Annotated in this window: 14 protein-coding genes; 11 read left to right on the top strand and 3 right to left on the bottom strand. The window is 45.3% G+C overall.

Features of this window, described 5'->3' with window-relative positions; all coding sequences use genetic code 11:
• Window positions 1-266: 266 nt before the first annotated feature.
• Window positions 267-785, top strand: coding sequence for a hypothetical protein (locus H6F52_RS14370; protein ID WP_190412974.1), 519 nt, complete (start codon window positions 267-269; stop codon window positions 783-785).
• Window positions 786-928: 143 nt separating this feature from the next.
• Here H6F52_RS14370 and cobO read toward each other — a convergent pair whose 3' ends face one another.
• Window positions 929-1,603: a cob(I)yrinic acid a,c-diamide adenosyltransferase gene (cobO, locus tag H6F52_RS14375; protein WP_190412975.1), complete on the bottom strand. Its 675-nt coding sequence runs from the start codon at window positions 1,601-1,603 to the stop codon at window positions 929-931.
• Window positions 1,604-1,810: 207 nt separating this feature from the next.
• Here cobO and H6F52_RS14380 point away from each other — a divergent pair, with 207 nt between their 5' ends.
• Both H6F52_RS14380 and H6F52_RS14385 read left to right on the top strand, forming a co-directional pair.
• On the top strand, window positions 1,811-3,415 hold the full coding sequence (locus tag H6F52_RS14380) for an ATP-binding protein (RefSeq protein ID WP_190535697.1): 1,605 nt from the start codon (window positions 1,811-1,813) through the stop codon (window positions 3,413-3,415).
• Window positions 3,416-3,627: 212 nt separating this feature from the next.
• Entirely contained in the window at window positions 3,628-4,719 is a 1,092-nt protein-coding gene (locus tag H6F52_RS14385) for a response regulator (protein WP_190412977.1), read from the top strand.
• A 200-nt stretch (window positions 4,720-4,919) separates the two neighbouring features.
• Here H6F52_RS14385 and H6F52_RS14390 read toward each other — a convergent pair whose 3' ends face one another.
• Window positions 4,920-5,363: a hypothetical protein gene (locus H6F52_RS14390; RefSeq protein WP_190535699.1), complete on the bottom strand. Its 444-nt coding sequence runs from the start codon at window positions 5,361-5,363 to the stop codon at window positions 4,920-4,922.
• 65 nt (window positions 5,364-5,428) lie between these two features.
• Here H6F52_RS14390 and H6F52_RS14395 point away from each other — a divergent pair, with 65 nt between their 5' ends.
• From H6F52_RS14395 to H6F52_RS14430, 8 genes are all read left to right on the top strand, one after another.
• On the top strand, window positions 5,429-5,947 hold the full coding sequence (locus tag H6F52_RS14395) for an O-acetyl-ADP-ribose deacetylase (protein WP_190535700.1): 519 nt from the start codon (window positions 5,429-5,431) through the stop codon (window positions 5,945-5,947).
• A 272-nt stretch (window positions 5,948-6,219) separates the two neighbouring features.
• Window positions 6,220-7,413, top strand: coding sequence for a deoxyhypusine synthase (gene speY, locus H6F52_RS14400; RefSeq protein ID WP_190535702.1), 1,194 nt, complete (start codon window positions 6,220-6,222; stop codon window positions 7,411-7,413).
• 354 nt (window positions 7,414-7,767) lie between these two features.
• On the top strand, window positions 7,768-8,985 hold the full coding sequence (locus H6F52_RS14405; protein WP_190412982.1) for a response regulator: 1,218 nt from the start codon (window positions 7,768-7,770) through the stop codon (window positions 8,983-8,985).
• A 29-nt stretch (window positions 8,986-9,014) separates the two neighbouring features.
• Window positions 9,015-9,380, top strand: coding sequence for a response regulator (locus H6F52_RS14410; RefSeq protein ID WP_190412983.1), 366 nt, complete (start codon window positions 9,015-9,017; stop codon window positions 9,378-9,380).
• Window positions 9,381-9,415: 35 nt separating this feature from the next.
• Window positions 9,416-10,003 carry a chemotaxis protein CheW gene (locus H6F52_RS14415; protein ID WP_190437513.1) on the top strand — a complete coding sequence of 196 codons (588 nt, stop codon included), beginning with the start codon at window positions 9,416-9,418 and terminating at the stop codon, window positions 10,001-10,003.
• 122 nt (window positions 10,004-10,125) lie between these two features.
• Window positions 10,126-15,549, top strand: a complete 5,424-nt coding sequence (locus tag H6F52_RS14420) for a GAF domain-containing protein (protein WP_190535704.1) — start codon at window positions 10,126-10,128, stop codon at window positions 15,547-15,549.
• A 211-nt stretch (window positions 15,550-15,760) separates the two neighbouring features.
• A complete protein-coding gene (locus H6F52_RS14425) occupies window positions 15,761-19,594 on the top strand; it encodes a response regulator (protein WP_190535706.1) in 3,834 nt (1,277 codons plus the stop codon).
• A gap of 109 nt (window positions 19,595-19,703) precedes the next feature.
• Window positions 19,704-20,261 carry a chemotaxis protein CheW gene (locus H6F52_RS14430; RefSeq protein WP_190535708.1) on the top strand — a complete coding sequence of 186 codons (558 nt, stop codon included), beginning with the start codon at window positions 19,704-19,706 and terminating at the stop codon, window positions 20,259-20,261.
• 180 nt (window positions 20,262-20,441) lie between these two features.
• Here the strand turns inward: H6F52_RS14430 and H6F52_RS14435 are convergent, their stop codons facing one another.
• Entirely contained in the window at window positions 20,442-21,041 is a 600-nt protein-coding gene (locus H6F52_RS14435) for a CHAT domain-containing protein (protein ID WP_347276216.1), read from the bottom strand.
• Window positions 21,042-21,105 lie beyond the last annotated feature (64 nt).

Below are 21,105 nucleotides of genomic sequence, written 5' to 3' on the forward strand. Positions count from 1 at the left end.
ATTTGGGAAAGCTCATAAAACGGGTGAATAAAGTGAGTATAAATACGCATTTTGATTTTAGAAGGCAATTTAATAACCGGGAATCAAAGATGAATGCGTTGCTTGTCTTAACAAAAAAAACTCCTTTCGGATGACCTACGGTTCATTCAAATGGGTGAAGCTTTACACCTAAGGAATTAGGTACTTTGTAATTAGATGCTTGAGGGTGTCTGCTCGTAATTGCTAGGGGGGAAAAAACGGTGCTTAACAAGTTTTATCAGCAATTTATGTCTCGGCTTCCGCTTGAAGTACCTGCCCTAGGATTACTTCTAACGATGAGCTTCGCAACCAGCACAGTTGCATTGCAAGCACCAACATCCTTTAGTAAGACGGGAATCGTTGGCACAAATTCCGTTTCCCTTGCACAAATGCCAGCATCAGACACTTCAGTGGCTGACGGTATTTATTTGTATGGTAGCTCCCAAAAGACAGAAGAGATTGGTCAAGAATATATAGTATTTGAGGCGCGTCAGGGAAAGGTAAGGGGTGCGTTTTATATGCCTTCCTCAGAATATAGTTGTTTTTCCGGCAAGGTTGGGGCACAGCAAATCAATCTAACCGTTCAAGACCCCTACGACAGTACAACATATTCTCACTCAATTGCCCTCAGCGAAGCCCCCCCAGTCGCCTCTGCCGATAGTCGGTTGCCCATTGAAGATAGTTTACGGCTCCAGGGCTATCACCCAATTAACAAAATTAGCGCTAACGACCAGCAAATCTTGAACGCTTGTAAAGTTAACTTCTAACAATTAGTAAGCTTTGGCGGTGCAAATCAAGGTAGTTGTCAGTAGTTTGTTGCTACTAACCAAGGACTAATCACCAGAAAAACAATTAGCTCCTCCAAAAACCCGTTTTCTTCAAGAAAACGGGTTTCTTGATTTTTTGAACTTCAAAACTCGATTCCTGGCTGCGCCTTGACGCCCTGTTCCCGGAACGGATGCTTAACGAGGGTCATTTCCGTTACTAAGTCGGCTCGCTCAATCAGGGCGGCTGGGGCACCTCTGCCGGTGAGAATAACGTGAGAATCCGCAGGTTTTTCCTCCAAACCAGCTAGCACTTCCTCAACGCTCAAATAACCGAGTTTTAAAGCTACGTTGATTTCATCCAACAGCACTAGCTTAAATTCAGGATTGCGGATAAAGCTGAGTCCAGTTTCCCAAGCCTGATGCGCTTTCTGGATATCTCGCTGTTGGTCTTGAGTTTCCCAAGTGAAGCCTTCTCCCATCGCGTGGAACTCTAGCTGACCTTCCCAGCGACCGAGGACAGCTTTCTCAGCGGGTTCCCAGGCTCCTTTAATGAATTGTACGATCCCGACTCGATAGCCGTGACCAAGCGATCGCATTACCATTCCCAAAGCAGCAGTGGTTTTTCCCTTGCCATTGCCTGTATTAACAATAATTAAGCCTTTCTCCTGAGATGCCTTTGCCACCCGCTGCTCTTGAACTTCCTTGCGCCGCTGCATCTTGCGCTGGTATTGTTCTGGAGTTAGTGATGATGTTTCTGTCTCCAGTAAGTCAGCAGATTCTAAATTTTTATTTAAATCAGTCGGGGTAGGAGTTGTCATCAAGTCTGCCTAGAAAAAACTTTCACACCTATTAAAATAGCCCCAAAGGGATATGCATCAGGATAAGCCATCGGCAATTCCTTCTAATTGCAGGGAATCGCTCCCAGTCATCACTTCAAGACAGAGGGCATAACCCCCCTTCCATTTTGCCTATAGATTCAGCAACACTGATTTCAGTATAAATTTACTTACCTTCTTTTAAGATTTATGTCTTTAACCTTATCAATCTCTTCTGAACAAGGTGCAGAGCAACTTAATCTGAATTTGGAGTCTACATTGCAGGGATTAACCCTGTATGAGGCTTGCATTGAATACAACCACACAGCCGCAGAGGTTCTCAGGCTTTTCGAGGAAAAACCGCTACTACCGGGTTTAATCCTCATGGATAAAAACCAACTAGTCGGGATGATCAGTCGCAGGCGTTTTTTTGAATATCTGAGCCGTCGTTACAGCTTGGAGTTACTGTCGAAACGAAGTTTGCGATCGCTCTATCAATTCAACCATACCGAAATTCTAGTTTTTCCCAGTTATACTTCCATTACCGCAGCGGTGCGGGAGTCTTTGAAGCGATCGCCTGAATTGATCTATGAACCGATCATTGTACAAACGGCACCCGGAATTTATAAATTGTTAGACGTGCATCAACTTCTGCTGGCTCAGTCAGAGGTGCATGAAATTACAATGGCAGCATATAAGCAAATGGGATTGGCGCTGCAACAGGCAAAAAACCAACTTTTAGCCGTCTTAGATGCCGTGCCTGGATTTGTCTCCTGGATTAGCTCGGATTTACAATACCTGGGCGTCAACCAGCATTTAGCTGCATCCTTTAACTTGTCTTCAGAGGAATTTATCGGTCAGGAACTTAGCTGTTTTGATAGTAGCTCCAACTTTAGTGAATTTGTGGAGCAATTTTTTGCTTCCCCGACGAAAACAACCTCTCAGGAAGTGACCGCAGAAGTTGACGGCAATATCAAAAATTATCTTATGGTGGCGCAGAAATACAACCAAGATCAAGCGGCTGTCACAGTAGGAATTGATATTACCAAACGAAAGCAATTAGAAGAAGAACTGCGAGCATCGCTTGAGCGAGAAAAAGAACTCGGCGACCTAAAATCCCGCTTTATCTCCATGACTTCCCACGAATTCCGCACTCCCCTGAGTACGATCCTCTCTTCTGCCGAATTATTGGAACATTACAGTAACAATTGGTCTGAAGAGAAAAAACTCATCCACCTGCATCGCATTCAAATCGCTGTTAAGCACATGATTGGACTGCTTGATGATGTATTAATCATTGGTAAAGCCGAAGCCGGACAGTCGGACTTCAAACCTGAACCGCTGCATCTGGAAGAATTTTGTATTGAATTAGTGAAAGAATTGCAACTGAATGAGGGCAATTCCCGTGCAATTAACTTGATTAATCATTGCAAATCTACCTCCTTTAGTCTAGATGAAAAATTGCTGCGACATATTCTTAGCAATCTCCTTTCAAACGCGATAAAATATTCACCTGAAGGGAGTCCAATCAGATTTGAAATTACCCAACAAAAAGATGCAATCGTCTTCCAAATTGAAGACAAAGGAATTGGGATTCCTCTGCAAGAGCGTCAGTGCTTATTTGAAGCATTTCATCGATCTGCGAATGTCGGCAACATCCCTGGAACTGGTTTAGGATTAGCAATCGTTAAGAAGTGTGTGGATCTTCACGGGGGTGAGATTACCGTTAAGAGTAAAGTGGGTGTGGGCACTAAATTTAAAGTAAGACTACCCCTGAAGAGTGCTGTAGAGGCAAGGTCTACCCGCCCGTGCTAAGGTAATCTTTCTTGCAAGATAAAGTCTAAAGTCTTTATTTAAAAGGAAAGTTTGGGTGTATAGCAGAAAGTGCCCCGAACATACTCAAACCTTATTAAAGCTGCTCGGCTGTTGTGCATTGAATTTGGACAATCCTAGCGAACATCTTGTTTGCAGTCCTGGGAGCTGACATTTTTAATTTTTAATTGCTTACCTGCTAGGCGATCGCTGATATGGCAAAGATTCTGGTAATTGAAGATGAAATATCTATCAGAGAGAACATTCTGGAGTTGTTAGAAGCAGAGGGATTTGACGCTATTGCAGCCGAAAATGGTCAAATAGGGTTGCAGTTAGCTCAAGCAGAAATCCCTGATTTAATTCTCTCCGATGCGCTAATGCCGGAACTCGACGGTTATGGCGTTCTGAAGGCACTTCGCTCTAACCCTGTCACGGCAACGATTCCCTTTATCTTTCTCACTGCCAAAGCAGCGAAAACCGATTGGCGTCAAGGGATGGAATTGGGTGCAGACGACTACCTCACCAAGCCATTTACGAGAGCGGAATTACTGGGAGCGATCGCAGCGAGGATGGAAAAACAGGCGGCGATTGAGCGACATTCGCAAAAAAAACTCGATGATTTACGCAGCAATATCTCTTTCTCCCTCCCTCACGAACTCCATACTCCCCTCAATGGCATTTTGTGTTGTTCGCAAATGTTAATTGATGAAGCCGACTCCCTAGAACCGCAAGAAATTCTAGAAATGGCAGTCGATATTCGTACCTCTGCGGAACGTTTATCTAAGTTAGTCCAGAATTTTTTACTCTTCGCTCAATTAGAGCTAATCGGAACCGATCCGCTTCAGATAGCGGATCTTAGACAAAACAGCCGAACTGATTCAGCGAAGAGCGCGATCGCAGAAGCGGCGATTAAAAAAGCCAAGCAAGTTTGTCGGGAAATGGATTTGGAATTAGACCTCCAAGAAGCTGCCGTCTTAATTTCAGAGCCAAAATTGCGAAAAATTGTGGAAGAACTAATCGATAATGCCTGTAAATTTTCGTCTCCCAACACCGCAATTCGCGTTGCCACTCGATGTAAAAATAGCACTTTTGTACTGTCCGTGAGCAACTTCGGACAGGGGATGACACCAGAGCAAATTGCGACAATTGGAGCCTATATGCGATTTGAGCGCAAACTCGCTTCACAGCAAGGCTCTGGTTTGGGCTTGCTCATTGCTAAACGCCTAGCCGAACTACACGCTGGCGAATTATCAATTGAGAGTATTCCCACTCAAAAAACCATTGTGCGTGTTGCCCTGCCTATGTGAACGAATTTAAAACTATCTGCAATTTATAGCCCAACTGTTATCAGTAAATAGACGTAAATAAACTGCTAAATTAAATCTCTCCCCTTGCTGAGGAAAAATCAAAGTTTTGATCTTACATATCTAATTGAGAGCCGATCGCTAATCGCCCATAACTATTAACAATTAGCCACGAGCGATTAGCCATTAGCGATTATCTGGTCTTAATTCAACCACGGAAACTGGCTGGAAGTAGCATCGGGTTCTTCAACTAAATGAGCCATATCGCCCTGGTAGTTCTCGTTAATGAAAACCGCTTTACTCTTCAAATGTTCGGGTACATAGCGGAGGTTGACAGGGATACCATGCGCCAGCAGAAATTCTGCCAGATGATCGGGATGAATGTACAAACCTTCTGCATGAAGCCGTTGCAACATTTCCTCAAAATTAGACCAATGATTATGGTGCTGACTCTGAGATGCTGATTGAACTCTAACTGGATTGCGAGAGGAAAGATTGCTTGCCATCTTGTCATATTGACTGGACTGAGACAAAATCCTTCTCTGGATTAAAGCCATGAGAATGACCTTTTTCCAGTTTACAAAAATTTGAGATTTATCGAATTGTGGCGATCGCTTTTGCGATCCCCGCAGGGAGCTTTGCAACACCCCTATGATGGCAATTATGACTCAGCCGGTCTTGGCCAGTTTTTTGTGCTAAGGAAAAAAATCCCATGATTTTAGGCAAAATTGCAATCGTTCAAGGCGATATAACTCAGCAAAAGGTAGATGGGATCGTCAACGCAGCGAATACCTCCTTACTCGGTGGTGGCGGCGTCGATGGGGCAATTCACCGCGCCGCTGGACCAGAATTGTTGTCAGAATGTCGCCAGTTGAAGGGCTGTGCCACTGGTGAAGCAAAGATTACAAAAGGTTACAATCTCCCCGCCGAGTGGATAATCCACACAGTTGGCCCAATTTGGCGAGGGGGCGATCGCCAGGAAGATGAGCTGCTAGCTAGATGTTATCGCAATTCTCTGGCTTTGGCGGAGCAATACGAGATACGCAGCATTGCCTTCCCAGCTATTAGCACGGGTGTCTATGGGTTCCCGATAGAACGCGCCACTAGAATTGCTGTAACTGAAGTGAAGAAGTTTTTGGAGCGCACTACCTCGATAGAGCAGGCGATTTTCGTTTGCTTTGGGGATACTGCCTATAATTCTTACTCGGCTGCGATAAAAGAAATTATTTAAGACAAGGTAGCGCTCGCCTGAAAAAATCCTAAGTGCTGTAAGGGCAAAAAGACCCCACCGATACTGAGTAGAATTCAATCAGATAAGGGATGGCGCGATCGCGCTCGCTGCTCACCCGACAAAATTATCTGCGTGAGGATGCAATGAGTGCGATCGCTCTAACGCTCATTTATCTTTTCCCCACACTTATATTTTTCCTGCTCCAGTTGGGTTTCTGACCCGCTTTTGCTGGTTATAGTTGACAATGCGGTTCATTCTTTTAAAAGTTAAAAATGTCACAACTGCCCGGTAACAAAATCGCACCCGCCCCCATGCCGACAGCAATTAATGTTGTCGATCTAATTGATGGTTACTTCAGCGCCTACAACTCAGCGCGTCTGCGGGAAATGTGTCACTTGCTCAGCCGAGAGGTCATGCGTGAGGGCGTCACCGTCGGAGTCAGCCTATCAGGCGCAATGACCCCCGCTGGAATGGGTGTGGGAATTTTGGCTCCCCTGATTCGCCACGGTTTTATTGACTGGATGATCAGCACGGGTGCCAATCTTTACCACGATATGCATTTCGGGCTGGGTTTCGACCTTTACGCAGGGAATCCGTTTGCAGATGATGTGAAACTGCGCGAAGAAGGCACCATTCGCATTTATGACATTATCTTTGGCTACGATGTGCTGCTGGAAACTGATGCCTTCATCCGAAAGATTTTGCAAGCAGAACCGTTCCAAAAGCGGATGGGAACTGCTGAATTTCACTACCTGCTTGGAAAGTATGTTCGGGAAGTGGAAAAGCAGTTAGGAGTGAAAAATTCCTGCTTATTGGCGACAGCTTATGAATGTGGTGTGCCTATTTATACTTCTTCGCCGGGGGATAGTTCGATTGGGATGAACGTAGCAGCATTGTCCTTGGAAGGCTCAAACTTAGTGCTAGATCCAGCCATTGATGTGAATGAGACAGCTGCGATCGCCTACTGCGCTCGTGAAACCGGCAACCCAGACGTAGAAGGCAAAAGCGCCGCCGTGATTATTGGCGGTGGTAGTCCCAAAAACTTCCTGCTGCAAACTCAACCGCAACTTCACGAAGTGTTGGGATTAGAGGAACGAGGTCACGATTACTTCGTACAAGTCACCGATGCGCGTCCTGATACCGGCGGACTCTCTGGTGCAACACCCAGCGAAGCCGTTAGCTGGGGCAAGATTGACCCCGAAGAGTTACCTAGCACCATTGTCTGTTACACCGACAGCACAATTGCCCTGCCTCTCATCGGCGCCTACGTGATGAACCAATGTCAGCCCCGCCCCCTGAAGCGCTTGTACGATCGTCGAGAAGAGATGTTCTCAAAATTGCGGACGGACTATCAAGCAGCAAAAACCCAGCCTTCCGATGAAATTCCTGCCGCTGTTGTCGAAAATGCTTCTGAACAACCTGTAGCAACTTATCCCTGCGGCAGGCTAATTCCTAATACCCAATAGCAGGCTGCTTTTGGATCAAATCCCCCAAGTTGCATCAACCTGGGGGATTTTTTATTCCGTTTTATGCTCAATAAACTATCTTAATTTTTACTCAACTAAGACTCAGTTTACTATTATCAAAGCGAAATCAAATTGTTTGCTCGTATCTTAATAAAAATTATTAAAATAGGGAGTTTTCGTAAATTTACGGAACGCCTAAAATTCTAAAAATATTTCAGTAAAATTACTGAGACTTGTTATTTCTATATAGTGCTATTAATTAAATTAATAGGCTTTTTTATCAGAAATATTTATAAATGTAAACTCTGGTTTTCGCTAAAGTCAAGCGAACTTTGCAAGAAGGAATCAAGAATTATGACCGCCCAACCTATGACGATTACTGCTTTTGCTAGCAAGCTGACTACTTTGAAGGAAGCTCGCTTTAGTGGGCGGCTGTTCCTGAAAGGTACTTTGGGGCGAGAGTGGATTCTTTACTTCTACCTGGGTCGGATTTTGTACGCAACTGGAGGAACTCATCCAGTTAGAAGGTGGCAAAGACATTTAGGAATAAATTGTTCTAATGTTAGTCCGAATCAACTTAGTTTACAAACTGATATTTCTGAAACTTCTTCCGATCTTAGCAAAAACTGTCGAGAATATTATTTGTTATGTTTATGGCTGAAGCAGCAAAAAATTACCCGCGAACAAGTTGTAAAAATAATTCAAGGCATTGTTCTTGAATTATTGTTTGACATTACTCAAGAAGTACCAAAAGCATTACAAATCAAGCAAGAAAATGCCTTAGCCCCCCAGTTGTTATTGATTGATGCCGAACAAGCGATCGCGAAAACTCAAGAAATTTGGCAAGCCTGGAAAATCGCTAAAATTTCTGATGTGCTTCCCAATCGAGCGCCATCGATCAAGCAACCAGAACAACTCCAACAAAAAACATCGCCTACCGTTTATAAATCTCTGACATTGTTATTAGATGGGCAAAGAACCTTACGAGATATTGCAGTTCAAACTAAGCGCAATGTTGCGGAAGTAACCCGATCTCTATTGCCTTACCTTGAAACTGGATTAGTAGAGTTAAATGATATTCCTGATTTAGCAAATCCGGTTTCCCCGACTTCTTCAGAATTAACTGCTAAAAATCCTCCGACTTCTTCAGGCAAAACACCCGCTCAAGCGGCAACTCGAAAACCACTCATTGCTTGTGTGGATGATAGCCCGTTGGTTTGCAAAAATATGGAAAAGATTCTTACGTCAGCCGGGTATCAATTTTTGGCAGTACCAGATTCGATGCGAGCGATCGCTACTTTATTAAACCGCAAACCTCATATCATCTTTTTAGACTTGGTAATGCCCAATACGAACGGCTATGAAATTTGTACCCAATTGCGTAAAGTTTCTGCTTTCCGAGATACCCCAATTATTATTTTGACAGGAAATGACGGTATCATTGACCGAGTCCGAGCTAAGGTTGTCGGAGCTTCAGATTTCATGGGGAAACCAGTCGATGCAGAAAAGGTGCTAGCGATAACCAACAAGTACCTCAAGCACCTCAAAAACAGTTCCCTCGTGGTCAGTTGATTTTTGTTTTTCCTAGGAGCCTTAATACAATGCATACTGCTTTAATCGTTGAAGATACCCTAACTGAAAGGGAAACTTTTGCTAGCTGCTTGCGACGAGGTGGGTTAAATGTTTTAACAGCAAATACTGGAGAAGAAGCCTTAGAAAAAATCAGTAGCCATAAACCTGATGTGATCATTTTAGACGTTGTATTGCCCGGTCGTAGCGGCTTTGAACTCTGCCGCGAACTCAAAGCAGATGCAGAAACCAGCAAAATTCCAGTCGTGATGTGTTCCACCAAAAGCACTGATATGGATAAATTTTGGGGCATGAAACAAGGAGCAGATGCCTACATTCCAAAACCAGTCGATCAAGAGGAACTACTGCGTACTGTTAATCAATTAATTAAAGGTTAGGAAAAATCTTCGTCAGCACCGTCAAGAGACAAGCAATGGAATCTGAATTTTTGTCTGGCAACAAAGCTTTGATTCAACAATTTGAAATCCCAACCGCAGAACATAAAGCAGTCGTGGGAGAGCAATTTTTGCGGTTTCATCTTTTTCCTGACATTACCGCACTATTCCCCATGCACCAAATGACAGAGGTGCTGACAATTCCAGTTAGTCAGATTGTCCCCATTCCTCATATGCCAGCTTGGGTGATGGGAGTTTATAACTGGCGCGGTGAGATTTTATGGATTGCGGATCTCGGTCATTTGGTAGGGCTGACTCCCTTATACTTACAGGCAATTAACCGATCAACCTACACAGTCATTGTGATTCATGGGGAACAGCAAATCCTTGGTAAACAGCGAACTGGTAGCCAAATCACAGGAAAAAAGATGCTGGGATTGGTAGTGAATCGAGTCGAAGACATCGAAAGCTGCGATCCAGATTTAATTCAATCTCCTCCACAATCATCTGTCACCCCGGAATTGGTGCCATTTTTACGGGGATATTGGCTGAAATCAAATGGTGAAATACTGGTGGTTCTAGAGGGAGAATCCATCATGGCTGGAATGCCTAAGCCAGAAGTTTGAATGGCTGTTTGAATATCCAGATGTCTTTCTTTGGGTCTGGAATTTCAATTTTTTAACCTCTATCTGTATCCCTTAATCAACTCAACTCGCCACACTCATCTACCTTTAGCAAAGTTTAAACTATGAAGACGCCTTCCGATCCTCAATCAGATACAACAAAAGCCAATATTAAGCGTCGTCTCCGGGGTCGCAAGACAGGTGTTAGCCATCAACCCCCTCCTCTTAAGCTCATTCCGAACCAACAAGATTTAAACGGCTCTCAAAATCTTGAGCAAAAGGTAGAGAACAAGGGAAAAGAGCAGCTAGAGCAAACAGAGCAAGACCACATTAACCCGCCGCCTCCACAACTGAATCTATCTAAAAGCCCCACGCTCCGCAGCCAATTGTTGAGGACAATCTTACCTGTGGTACTAGCACCGCTAGCGATCGCAGGTATCGTGAGCTGGGGGATGACGAATTATCAAGCATCTGGGCGCACCGAGACGAAATTATGGAATGACGCGATGCTATCCTCCAACTTGGCTGGCGTAAAGGTCAAGGATGCTTTGATTTCGTCGTCTTTGGCAGAAAATTCCTTAACTATTGATGTTGCGCGTGCTGCTAACTTTGACGAACTAGCGGTGCCGTTGGAGCATGTAGGACTGAGTAACACTGAAAAAATTCAGATTTTGGCTCCGGCAAGCAAAGCCGTTATTAGTACCATTACATCTAATGGCGCGATCGCTCAAAAAGAAGTATTGGGTGGCGATGCGGTTTTACAAACAGCCACAGCTCTGTTAGCCGAACTAGAAGTACAAAAGGCTAATTTTGGGGAAAACGCTCCCCTTGGGAAAAAGCCAAGCTACGTTGCCACGACAGGTCAACTCCAGGGACTTACCATTATCCCTTACGTTCACCAAGAGGGACAATTAGTTCTGACTACTTCACTCGATCGGGACGGCAGAAAGTATAGCCTTGCCGCAGTTCCTGGCATCGATTTGGTCAGTGTCACCTCAATTGAACTTTCGGAAATTGCTGCGGCTGGAAATGAGCATGGACTAATTTTTGTCCTAATTTTTCTTTCCTTGGGAGCTGTAGGTGCAGGCATTGTGGTGAGTTTAGCACGCCGCTGGTCTGCTCCTTTGAAAGAATTGACGGGTACATCAGAGCAGGTTGCTGCCGGAAATTTGGATGCCTACGTTGAACCTCGCGGGACTACTGAAACCCAAACTCTAGCTGTCAGCTTCAATAACTTGGTAGCACGAGTTAAAGACTTATTAAGCAAGCAAGAAGTTGAAGGCAAGCGATTACAACTATGTGCTGATATTGCTACCAGTGCCAGAGAATCTCTTGATATTCACGAAGTATTCAAGAAAGCAGTTCAAGGCACGCAACAAATCCTGAATGCAGAACGAGTATTCATCTATCGCTTCAATCCTGACTGGAGTGGCTATGTTGTTGCCGAAGCGGTAGCGCCCGGATTGCCGACCTGCATGAAAATCAAGGTAGCTGATACCTACTTCACCTCTTCCAAGGTGGGAGTAGAACTCTATCGGAAGGGCCGCGTTTTTGTCATTGATGACATCTACAAAGCCAATCTCACCCCTTGCCACATTGAATTATATGAGCGATTAAAAATCAAAGCCAATGTAATTACCCCGCTGATTAGCGGCGACAAACTACTCGGCTTGATGTGTACGCAGCATTGTTCTAATCCTCGGACTTGGCAGCAGTCTGAAGTCGATTTCTGTACCCAGGTGTCTACTCAATTAGGTCTAGCCATAGACCGGATTGGCTATTTGCAAAAGCGGGAAGTTGAAGCTAAACAACAAGAAGTTGAAGCCAAGCGATTACAGTTGTGTGCCGATATTGCCACCAGCGCTAGAGAATCGTTAGATGTCAAAGAAATTTTCGAGAAAGCCGTTCAAGGAACTCAACAAATCCTCAAAGCAGAACGGGTGTTTTTGTATCGCTTCAATCCAGACTGGAGTGGAGATATCGTCGCGGAATCTATTGCTCCAGGTTGGCCTTCCTGCTTAAAAATGACCGTCACGGATACCTACTTCACCGACTCTCCCGCAGGGGTAGAACGATACCGCAATGGTCGCGTGTTTGTCATCAATGACATCTACAAAGCCAATCTTACGGGTTGCCACATTGAGTTGTATGAGCGATTAAAAATCAAAGCCAATGTGATTACCCCGATTGTCAGCGGTGATAAACTATTAGGTTTGCTGTGTACGCAGCAGTGTTCAAATGCTCGGAATTGGCAGCAGTATGAAGTCGATTTTTGTTCGCAGTTGTCTACTCAAGTCGGCTTAGCTCTAGACCGAATCAGTTTCTTAGAACAGAAGGAAGCTGAAGCAAAACAGCAAGAAGTTGAAGCTAAGCGCATTCAACTGTGTGCCGATATTGCTACTAGCGCTCGTGAATCTCTCGATGTCAAGGAAGTATTTGAAAAAGCCGTTGTTGGCGCTCAACAAATCCTGAATGCGGAACGGGTGTTTTTATATCGCTTCAACCCAGATTGGAGTGGGGATGTAGTTGCTGAATCAGTAATGCCGGGTTGGCCTTCCTGTCTAAAAATGACTGTTACCGATACTTACTTCACCGACTCGAATGTGGGGGTAGAAAGATATCGCAATGGTCGCGTATTTGTCATTAATGATATTTATCAATCTGGTTTGACTTATTGCCACGTTGAGTTGTATGAGCGATTAAGAATTAGAGCCAATGTGATTACCCCGATTGTCAGCGGTGATAAACTATTAGGCTTGCTGTGTACGCAACAGTGTTCAAATCCTCGGAATTGGCAGCAGTATGAAGTAGACTTTTGCTCGCAGTTATCTACTCAAGTCGGCTTAGCTCTAGACCGAATCAGTTTTCTAGAACAGAAAGAAACTGAAGCAAAACAGCAAGAAGTTGAAGCTAAGCGCATTCAACTGTGTGCTGATATTGCTACTAGCGCTCGTGAGTTGCTAGATGTCAAGGAAGTATTTGAAAAAGCCGTTGTTGGCGCTCAACAAATCCTGAATGCAGAACGAGTGTTTTTGTATCGCTTTAACTCGGATTGGAGTGGAGATGTTGTTGCGGAAGCGGTGACAACCGGCTTACCTTCGTGCCTGAAAATGACCGTGACCGATACTTACTTCACCGACTCGAATGTGGGTGTAGAAAAGTATCGCAAGGGTCGTGTATTTGTCATTAATGACATCTATCAAGCCAATCTTACAGGTTGTCACATTGAGCTGTACGAGCGATTAAAAATCAAAGCCAATGTAATCACCCCGATTGTCAGCGGTGACAAACTATTAGGCTTGATGTGTACGCAGCAGTGTTCTACTCCTCGGACTTGGCAGCAGTATGAAGTAGATTTTTGCTCGCAGTTATCTACTCAAATCGGCTTAGCTTTAGACCGAATCAGTTTCCTTAAACAGAAGGAAGCGGAAGCAAAACAGCGAGAAGTCGAAGCCAATTTGACACAATTGTTTGCAGATATTGCCAACAGCGCTCGTGAATCTCTCGATGTCAAAGAGGTTTTCGAGAAAGCAGTGATTGGCGCTCAACAAATCCTGAATGCGGAACGGGTGTTTTTGTATCGCTTTAACCCGGACTGGAGTGGGAATGTAGTTGCGGAAGCGGTGACACCCGGATTACCGACCTGCATGAACATGAAAGTAGCAGATACCTATTTCACCGACTCAGAGGCGGGGGTAGAGTTGTACCGCAAAGGTCGCGTGTTTGTTATCGATGACATTTATCAAGCGAATCTCGCCCCTTGTCACGTTGAGTTGTACGAGCGATTAAAAATCAAAGCCAATGTGATCACCCCGATTGTTAGCGGTGACAAACTACTGGGCTTAATGTGTACCCAGCAGTGTTCAACCCCTCGGACTTGGCAGCAGTCTGAAGTCGCTATCTGCACGCAGTTGTCCACTCAAGTTGGTTTGGCGATAGACCGTATCAGCTATCTGGAACAGAAAGAAGCTCAAGCCACGCGATCGCAACTTTTGTCGATGATTACCCTCCGCATTCGGGAATCTCTGAAGCTGGAAGACATTCTGAATACAGCGGTCGAAGAGGTGCGACGCGCATTTAAAACAGATCGCTTAATCGTCTATCGCTTCGATGCGAACTGGGATGGGACGGTAATTGCAGAATCTGTAGCGACGGGTTGGATGCCCACTCAAGGAGTCAAAGTTGAAGATACCTGCTTGAAAGAGACGCAGGGGGGAAGCTACAACAAAGGGCGCATTCGTGCGATTGAGGATATTTATCAAGCGGGTCTGAACGAGTGTCACATTAAAATGTTGGAGCGCTTTCAAGTCAAAGCTAACTTGGTCGTGCCCATCGTAGTAGATAACGAGCTATTCGGCTTGATGATTGCTCATCAATGTTCGGGGACTCGCATTTGGCAGAAGGGTGAAATCGATTTGTTCACCCAGTTGACAACTCAAGTGGGTATTGCCCTCAACCAAGCGACGCTGCTGGAACAGATTCAAACTTTGCTGGCGGCGCAAGAGGAAGCGACCCGCCAACAATCTGCAAATGCCGAACAGCAAAGGTCAGCCAAGGAAGCCCTGCAAAAACGAGCGCTGGAACTGCTGCTGGAAGTCGATCCTGTCAGTAAAGGAGACCTCACCATTCGGGCGCAGGTGACTGAGGATGAAATTGGCACGATTGCTGACTCCTACAATGCCACGATCGGTAGCTTACGGAAAATTGTTAGCCAGGTGCAAACCGCCGCCAAACAAGTGGCAGCAACCACCAGCAGCAATGAAGTCTCTGTTCAAGAGCTATCGGCAGAAGCTTTACGGCAATCGGAGGAAATTTTAGCTGCTCTGGATCGAATTCAGGAAATGTCCACCTCGATTCGAGCGGTTGCTGCCAATGCCGAACAAGCGGAAGCTGCGGTTCAACAAGCGACGCAGATTGTGAAGGAGGGTGACGCTGCCATGAACCGCACGGTGGACGGGATTCTAGCGATTCGGGAAACTGTCGCAGAAACCTCCAAAAAAGTCAAGCGCTTGGGCGAATCTTCGCAAAAGATTTCCAAAGTGGTGAACCTAATTGGCACCTTTGCCGCTCAAACGAACTTGTTGGCGCTCAATGCTTCAATTGAGGCGGCACGCGCTGGGGAAGAGGGTCGAGGCTTCGCCGTAGTTGCAGATGAAGTGCGATCGCTAGCGCGGCAATCGGCAGCAGCAACGGCGGAAATCGAAAAGCTGGTTGCAGGCATTCAAGCAGAAACCAATGAGGTGGTAGCGGCGATGGAAGCAGGCACTGAGCAGGTCGTTACAGGGACGAAACTGGTGGATGAAACCCGCCAAAGCCTGAACAAAATTACGACTGCCAGCGCCCAGATCAGCGCCTTGGTGGAAGCGATCGCCCAAGCGGCTGTCGTGCAATCCAAAGCTTCCGATGCAGTCACCAAAACCATGACCGACGTGGCAGCGATCGCCACTAAAACCTCAACGGGAGCCACCGATGTATCGGCATCCTTTAAGGAATTGCTAGCGTTGGCGCAAGAACTGCAAGCAAACGTGGGTCGATTTAAAGTTAGCTAATGGGTAATCGGTAATGGGTAATTGGTAATGGGTAATTGGTAATGGGTAATTGGTAATGGGTAATTGGTAATGGGTAATTGGTAGGGGGAAGAATCCAGCCAACTATCAATTACTAAACCCCTTTTCCCCAATTATCAATTACTAATTCCCAATTCCCATACGCCTATTCCCCAATTACCAATTACTAATTACCAATTACCAATTCAGTATTATGGCGCTCGACTCTGATATCCGCGACCAAGCCTATCAGTTCTTCATTCAAGAAGCTCCAGAGCTGTTGCAGGTCATCGAATCGGAACTGCTGACGCTCAAGACAGAGCGGACAACCGCGAAAGTTCACAGTCTCATGCGTGCGGCTCACTCGATTAAAGGGGGATCTGCTTGCGTGGGACTCGAAACGATCAAAACGATAGCTCACCGCCTTGAAGACATCTTTAAGGCGCTCCACAACAAAGAGTTAGAGATTGATGCCGAACTAGAAAGCTTATTGCTGCAAGCCTATGATTGTCTCCGCCTCCCTTTAACGGAGCAGATTCTGGCGGGTCATTTCAACGCAGAACAGGCGATCGCGATCGCCGAACCCGTGTTTGCCAAAATTGAGGCACAATTAGGAGATTTCCTCACCGGAGAGGAAGTTTTACCCAATGCGGTGGAATTGGGAATTGATATCACCTTATCGATATTTGAAGTGGACGTGGCGCAAGAACTAGAGCGCCTCACTCATGTTTTAGCCCATCCTGAGAGCAATCAAGTAGCCGGAGAATTGCGGGCACTCGCTGATGTATTTACCGGCATCGCAGAATTATTAAGTTTGCCAGGATTTGGAGCGATCGCTCAAACTACTTTGGCGGCGCTCGATGCTCATCCCGAACAAGCCTTGCAGATTGCTCAACTGGCATTAGCTGATTTTCTGGCAGCGAGAGAAGACGTACTCGCAGGCGATCGCTTGCTTGGTGGTTCTCCCTCTACCGCTTTAACAAAACTTGCTGCTACTTCTCCAGTTCAAACTTCCCCTGGATCAACGGTTACAGGCGTCCAACTGGCTCCCGAATTAGAGCTACTGACACTGACTGAAGATGAAAAGGAATCAGCGCTCTCCTTTTCCTTTTCTTCTATTGAAGATATTTTTGGTAGCTCTGTCCTCCCTTCTGAAATCAATGAAGATTTCCTAGAAGTTTCGGCACTATTCACATCTGAAGAAATTTCCAAAACCGAGTTAGGCATTCCAGGGGAAACGCTAACTTCTATCGCTGCTTTCGACGAAATTCTTGATTTCTCAGAGTCCAGCCTATCAACTCAAAATCAACTCCCTCTTCTCAAAGTTGATGAACCTGAGCATCTAACCTTAACTACAGATGAGGAAAGTCTCGAACCAAACTTAGACGAGCGAGAACAGAAACAAACTTCAGATAAAATTTTCAATAATTCAAAATTAACAGCAGAAATTACAGAATTTCCTAATAATTACTCTTTCGACGGACTGAAACTTCCGGCGCTACCAGCAGCTAATCTAAATCAAGAATTTGAGTTAATCGCTCAAGAAGAAATCCTCGCTTCCCCTCCTTCTCTAGATGAAGTTTTCGGTAGTTTTGCCTCAAATTTACCAGGGATTGAGATTGAAAATTTATCCTCTTTTGAAGTAGCAGAGGCGATAGCGCAGGTTGAGGAAATTCCTGAATTAGAGCTAGCTATTGAAGAAACTAACCTAGTTACTATTTCACCGCCAGCTCCAGAAATACACTCAGAATTAATTGAAACAAAATCCCCAACGAATATTCAAGCAGTTGTTCAGAAAATCGAGCAATTATTTGAGACTTTACCTTCCGTAACCGAGCTTCCGGTCAATCTAGCCAACCCAGAAAATTCGCCTCAGCTAATTCAGTCTGAAATCGACAAAGCAGCGCCTAAAACTTCTAAACCCGCTAAATTGCCTGCTGCCAAAGACAAGAAGAAGGAAACCATTGTCCCTACCAATTCCACTCCCCAACTTTCTGTTCGAGTTGACTTAGATCGACTGGAACGAATGAATAACTTGGTGGGTGAACTTGCCATTAACCGAAACGGTCTTTTCCTCCAAAACGAACAACTGCAAGCAACGGTGCAAGAACTGCTGCGGCGGTTTACTAAATTTCAGGAAATCGCCAATCATCTGCGCGATTTATCAGACCAGATGATAGTGGCTCCAGAACGCCATTCTATTGCGTCAGACCAGCAAACTTTCGTACCTCGAAAAGCAGAAAAGCCGGATGTAAAAACGCGATTTCCTGCGTCTGAAACCGAGGAAAATATAGAGCATAATCCCCTGTCTTCTAGCACCTCTACACCCCTAACTTCTTCGTTTGACTCCCTAGAGATGGACAGCTATGGAGCATTGCACTCAATGGTGCAAGAGAGCCTCGAAGAGATGGTGCAACTCGAAGAAATCGTCGGGGATGTAGCACACTTAGCTGGACAGTCAAGCCAAACTTTAGAAAGTCAACGTCAAATGATCGCCCACTTGCGGGATGATTTGATGTGGGCGCGGATGCTTCCCCTGCGCGAAGTGTTGAGTCGCTTTCCTAGAGTTTTGCGCGACCTTTCCACAAAATACAAAAAGCCAGTCGAGCTGAAATTAAGCGGGACGGGAGTTTTAGTTGATAAAGCCGCTTTAGAAAAACTCAACGATCCTTTACTGCACTTGCTCCGCAATGCCTTCGATCACGGGATTGAGCCACCAGAAGTACGCCGTCAGCAAGGGAAACCGGAGCGGGGTCAGATTGAAATTCAGGCTTATCATCAGGGGAGCCACACGATTATTGAAGTACGGGATGACGGTCAAGGAGTCAACCTAGAACGCATCCGTTTGAAAGCACTAGAGTTGGGGTTGCTTTCACCAGAACAAGTGGTTACAACTTCAACCACTCGACTTTTAGATTTACTATTTGAGCCAGGATTTTCCACTGCGGCTCAAGTCAGCGAACTATCGGGTCGAGGTGTGGGATTAGATGTGGCGCGATCGCAACTGCGATCGCTCAAAGGCACCATCACTATCACCACCACTCCCGGACGAGGAACTACCTTTACGTTACGCATCCCCCTGACGCTGACGATTGCCAAATTACTCGTCTGCTTGGTCGGTTCCGCTGCTTATGCCTTCCCCGCTGACAGCATTGAAGAGATCGTCATTCCGAAAACTGACCAGATGAAGCACTCTGGAAAACAGAGATTCTTGCACTGGCGCAAGCGAATCGTTCCTGTCTATCACTTATCAGAATTACTGGACTATAGTTGTCCGTTGCCTGAATCAATTCCCAGCCAAGCTTTAGTCGCCGTTCCCACTCCCGAAGCTTGGGCACCACCGATGCTGCTAATCCGCCGAGATAACCAAATTCTTGCCTTAGAAATCGATCGCTTGGTCACAGAGCAAGAATTGGTGATCAAACCCTTTGGTGCAGCGATCGCGCCTCCAAGTTATATTTACGGTTGCACGATTTTAGGAGATGGGAGCCTGATTCCGGTAATTGATGGGGCAACGCTTCTCACCCAGATGGTTGGGCAAAGTAAGAACGCGATCGCTACGACTACTTTCACCGATCTGCCAACTGCTTCCCCCATCCAAACTGCATCAATTGATAAAACTAAAGTATCCGCAAACACAGCTAAATCGCCTTTGATATTAATCGTAGATGACTCCATTACCCTGAGGCAAACTTTAGCTTTAACACTCCAAAAAGCAGGATACCGCGTCTTACAAGCAAGAGATGGACGGGAAGCCATCGAACAGTTACAGCAAAATTCCAACATTCAAATGGTAGTTTGCGATGTAGAAATGCCGAATCTAAATGGCTTTGAATTTCTTAACCATCGTCGTCAAGATCCGCAACTATCGAAAATACCTGTAGCAATGCTGACTTCCCGCAGTAGTGAAAAACATCGACAATTAGCCACTCACTTGGGAGCCAGTGCTTACTTTAGCAAACCTTACTTAGAGCAAGAATTTTTAGCAGCGCTCAAAGCCCTTTTTGACAAAAGTGAATCTTTAGGAGCAACTGCCGTTCGTGGCTGAGCATAATGGGAGCATCGTTTTTAAAAACATCAATCGCAGTCCGGAACCCCACCCCAACCCTCTCCGGGAATGGGAGGGATAAATCCTACTTTTCCCATGAAAAAAAGGCATGAATAGTATTTTAATCAACTCAACCCCCCCGGATTTTGATCGGTTAGATGTTTCCGCTTCTGTCCCCGCTATCAAAGTGCTTGTCTTTAGCATTGGTAGCTTAAACTTGGGTTTGCGGATTGAGTCCATCTACAAAGTGCTGAATTCTATCCAGATTTTTGGCAGCGGACTGAATGGAGTCGGCATTGCTCATGTAGGCGATCGCGAAGTGACCGTTTTGGATTTACAGCAGCGGTTATTTTCATCCAAACCAACCCACGAAACCCTACAGGGAGCCTACCTGATCGTTATTCAAACTAGAGAAAGCGAATTGTATGGTATCCCCGTTGAAACCGTTCCCGCTTTGATAGATGTCCCCTTATCCACCGTTCGAGTCTTACCCGAATCCTTCCGTCACGCTAACACCTTGGGGATAGCCAGTCACGTCGCTGTCATTTCTAACTCAGAAACTTCTCTAACCTTATTTCTGTTAGATATTGATACGACAACGAAACTTCCTTGGGGCAATTTCGCTCTGCCACCTGCTACGGACGAGGAGACACGCCAGCCTCAATAATGCTATGTTTATTACCCTATAAAGGCGATCGCTAGCTCATCTGGATCGCTTTGGGAATTTAGCTCAATATATCTACTCATCAATTAGAAGATGAAAGCGATCGCGTCCTTCAAACCCCATCATATTGAAAGGTGAACTGAAAGAGATCGTGCCTATTCCTCACTGTTATATAGAGTACAATCATCGCAAGCCTTGGCAGGTGAAAGCAGCCCAGTAGCGATGATGTGAGAAGGGATATTCATCTAAAGAATTTTTGTGTGGGTTAAGCTGTCCTATGACTACACCGTAGATCTGATGTTTACGATTCCACTCCACATAATCAGATGAACCAGGCTGATATTGATCTCGCTTGCTTTTTGTTTCTTTCCATGCGACGAGTGTCTGACTCGATATTTTTTTAATATCATCTTTGTTCAGTTCACGCAGTTTGATTTGAGCTTGTTGCAGAGATTCGGGGCGGCTTTTATCTTGTTGTCGATGCTGATAGTAAAAAATGGAAAATAATGCTGTGGCTAAGTCATCGACTGACCAAAGTGTACTGACAACACTTCTGGCACCAGCACATAAAAAACCTGTGGAGAGGGTGAGAATATCATTCGTTATTTCCGGCACGCCCAAACCAGTTTCGCAACAAGAGAGAAACACATCAGAAAGATTAGGCAGCCGCCAGCCTGGAGTCATTAACTGCCCCAAGGTAATATTACCATCAGCCAATTTCAACTGGGAGTTAACGGGACTTAAACAGATTTCAAGCCCAAATAAAACCCAAAGCAGCTTTATAGGCTGAGAATACATCTCGATTAGCGTTCACCCACTCCATAAAACGGAAAGACATCGCTGTCCG

This window comes from Coleofasciculus sp. FACHB-542 (assembly GCF_014695825.1).
GTDB lineage: Bacteria > Cyanobacteriota > Cyanobacteriia > Cyanobacteriales > FACHB-T130 > FACHB-T130.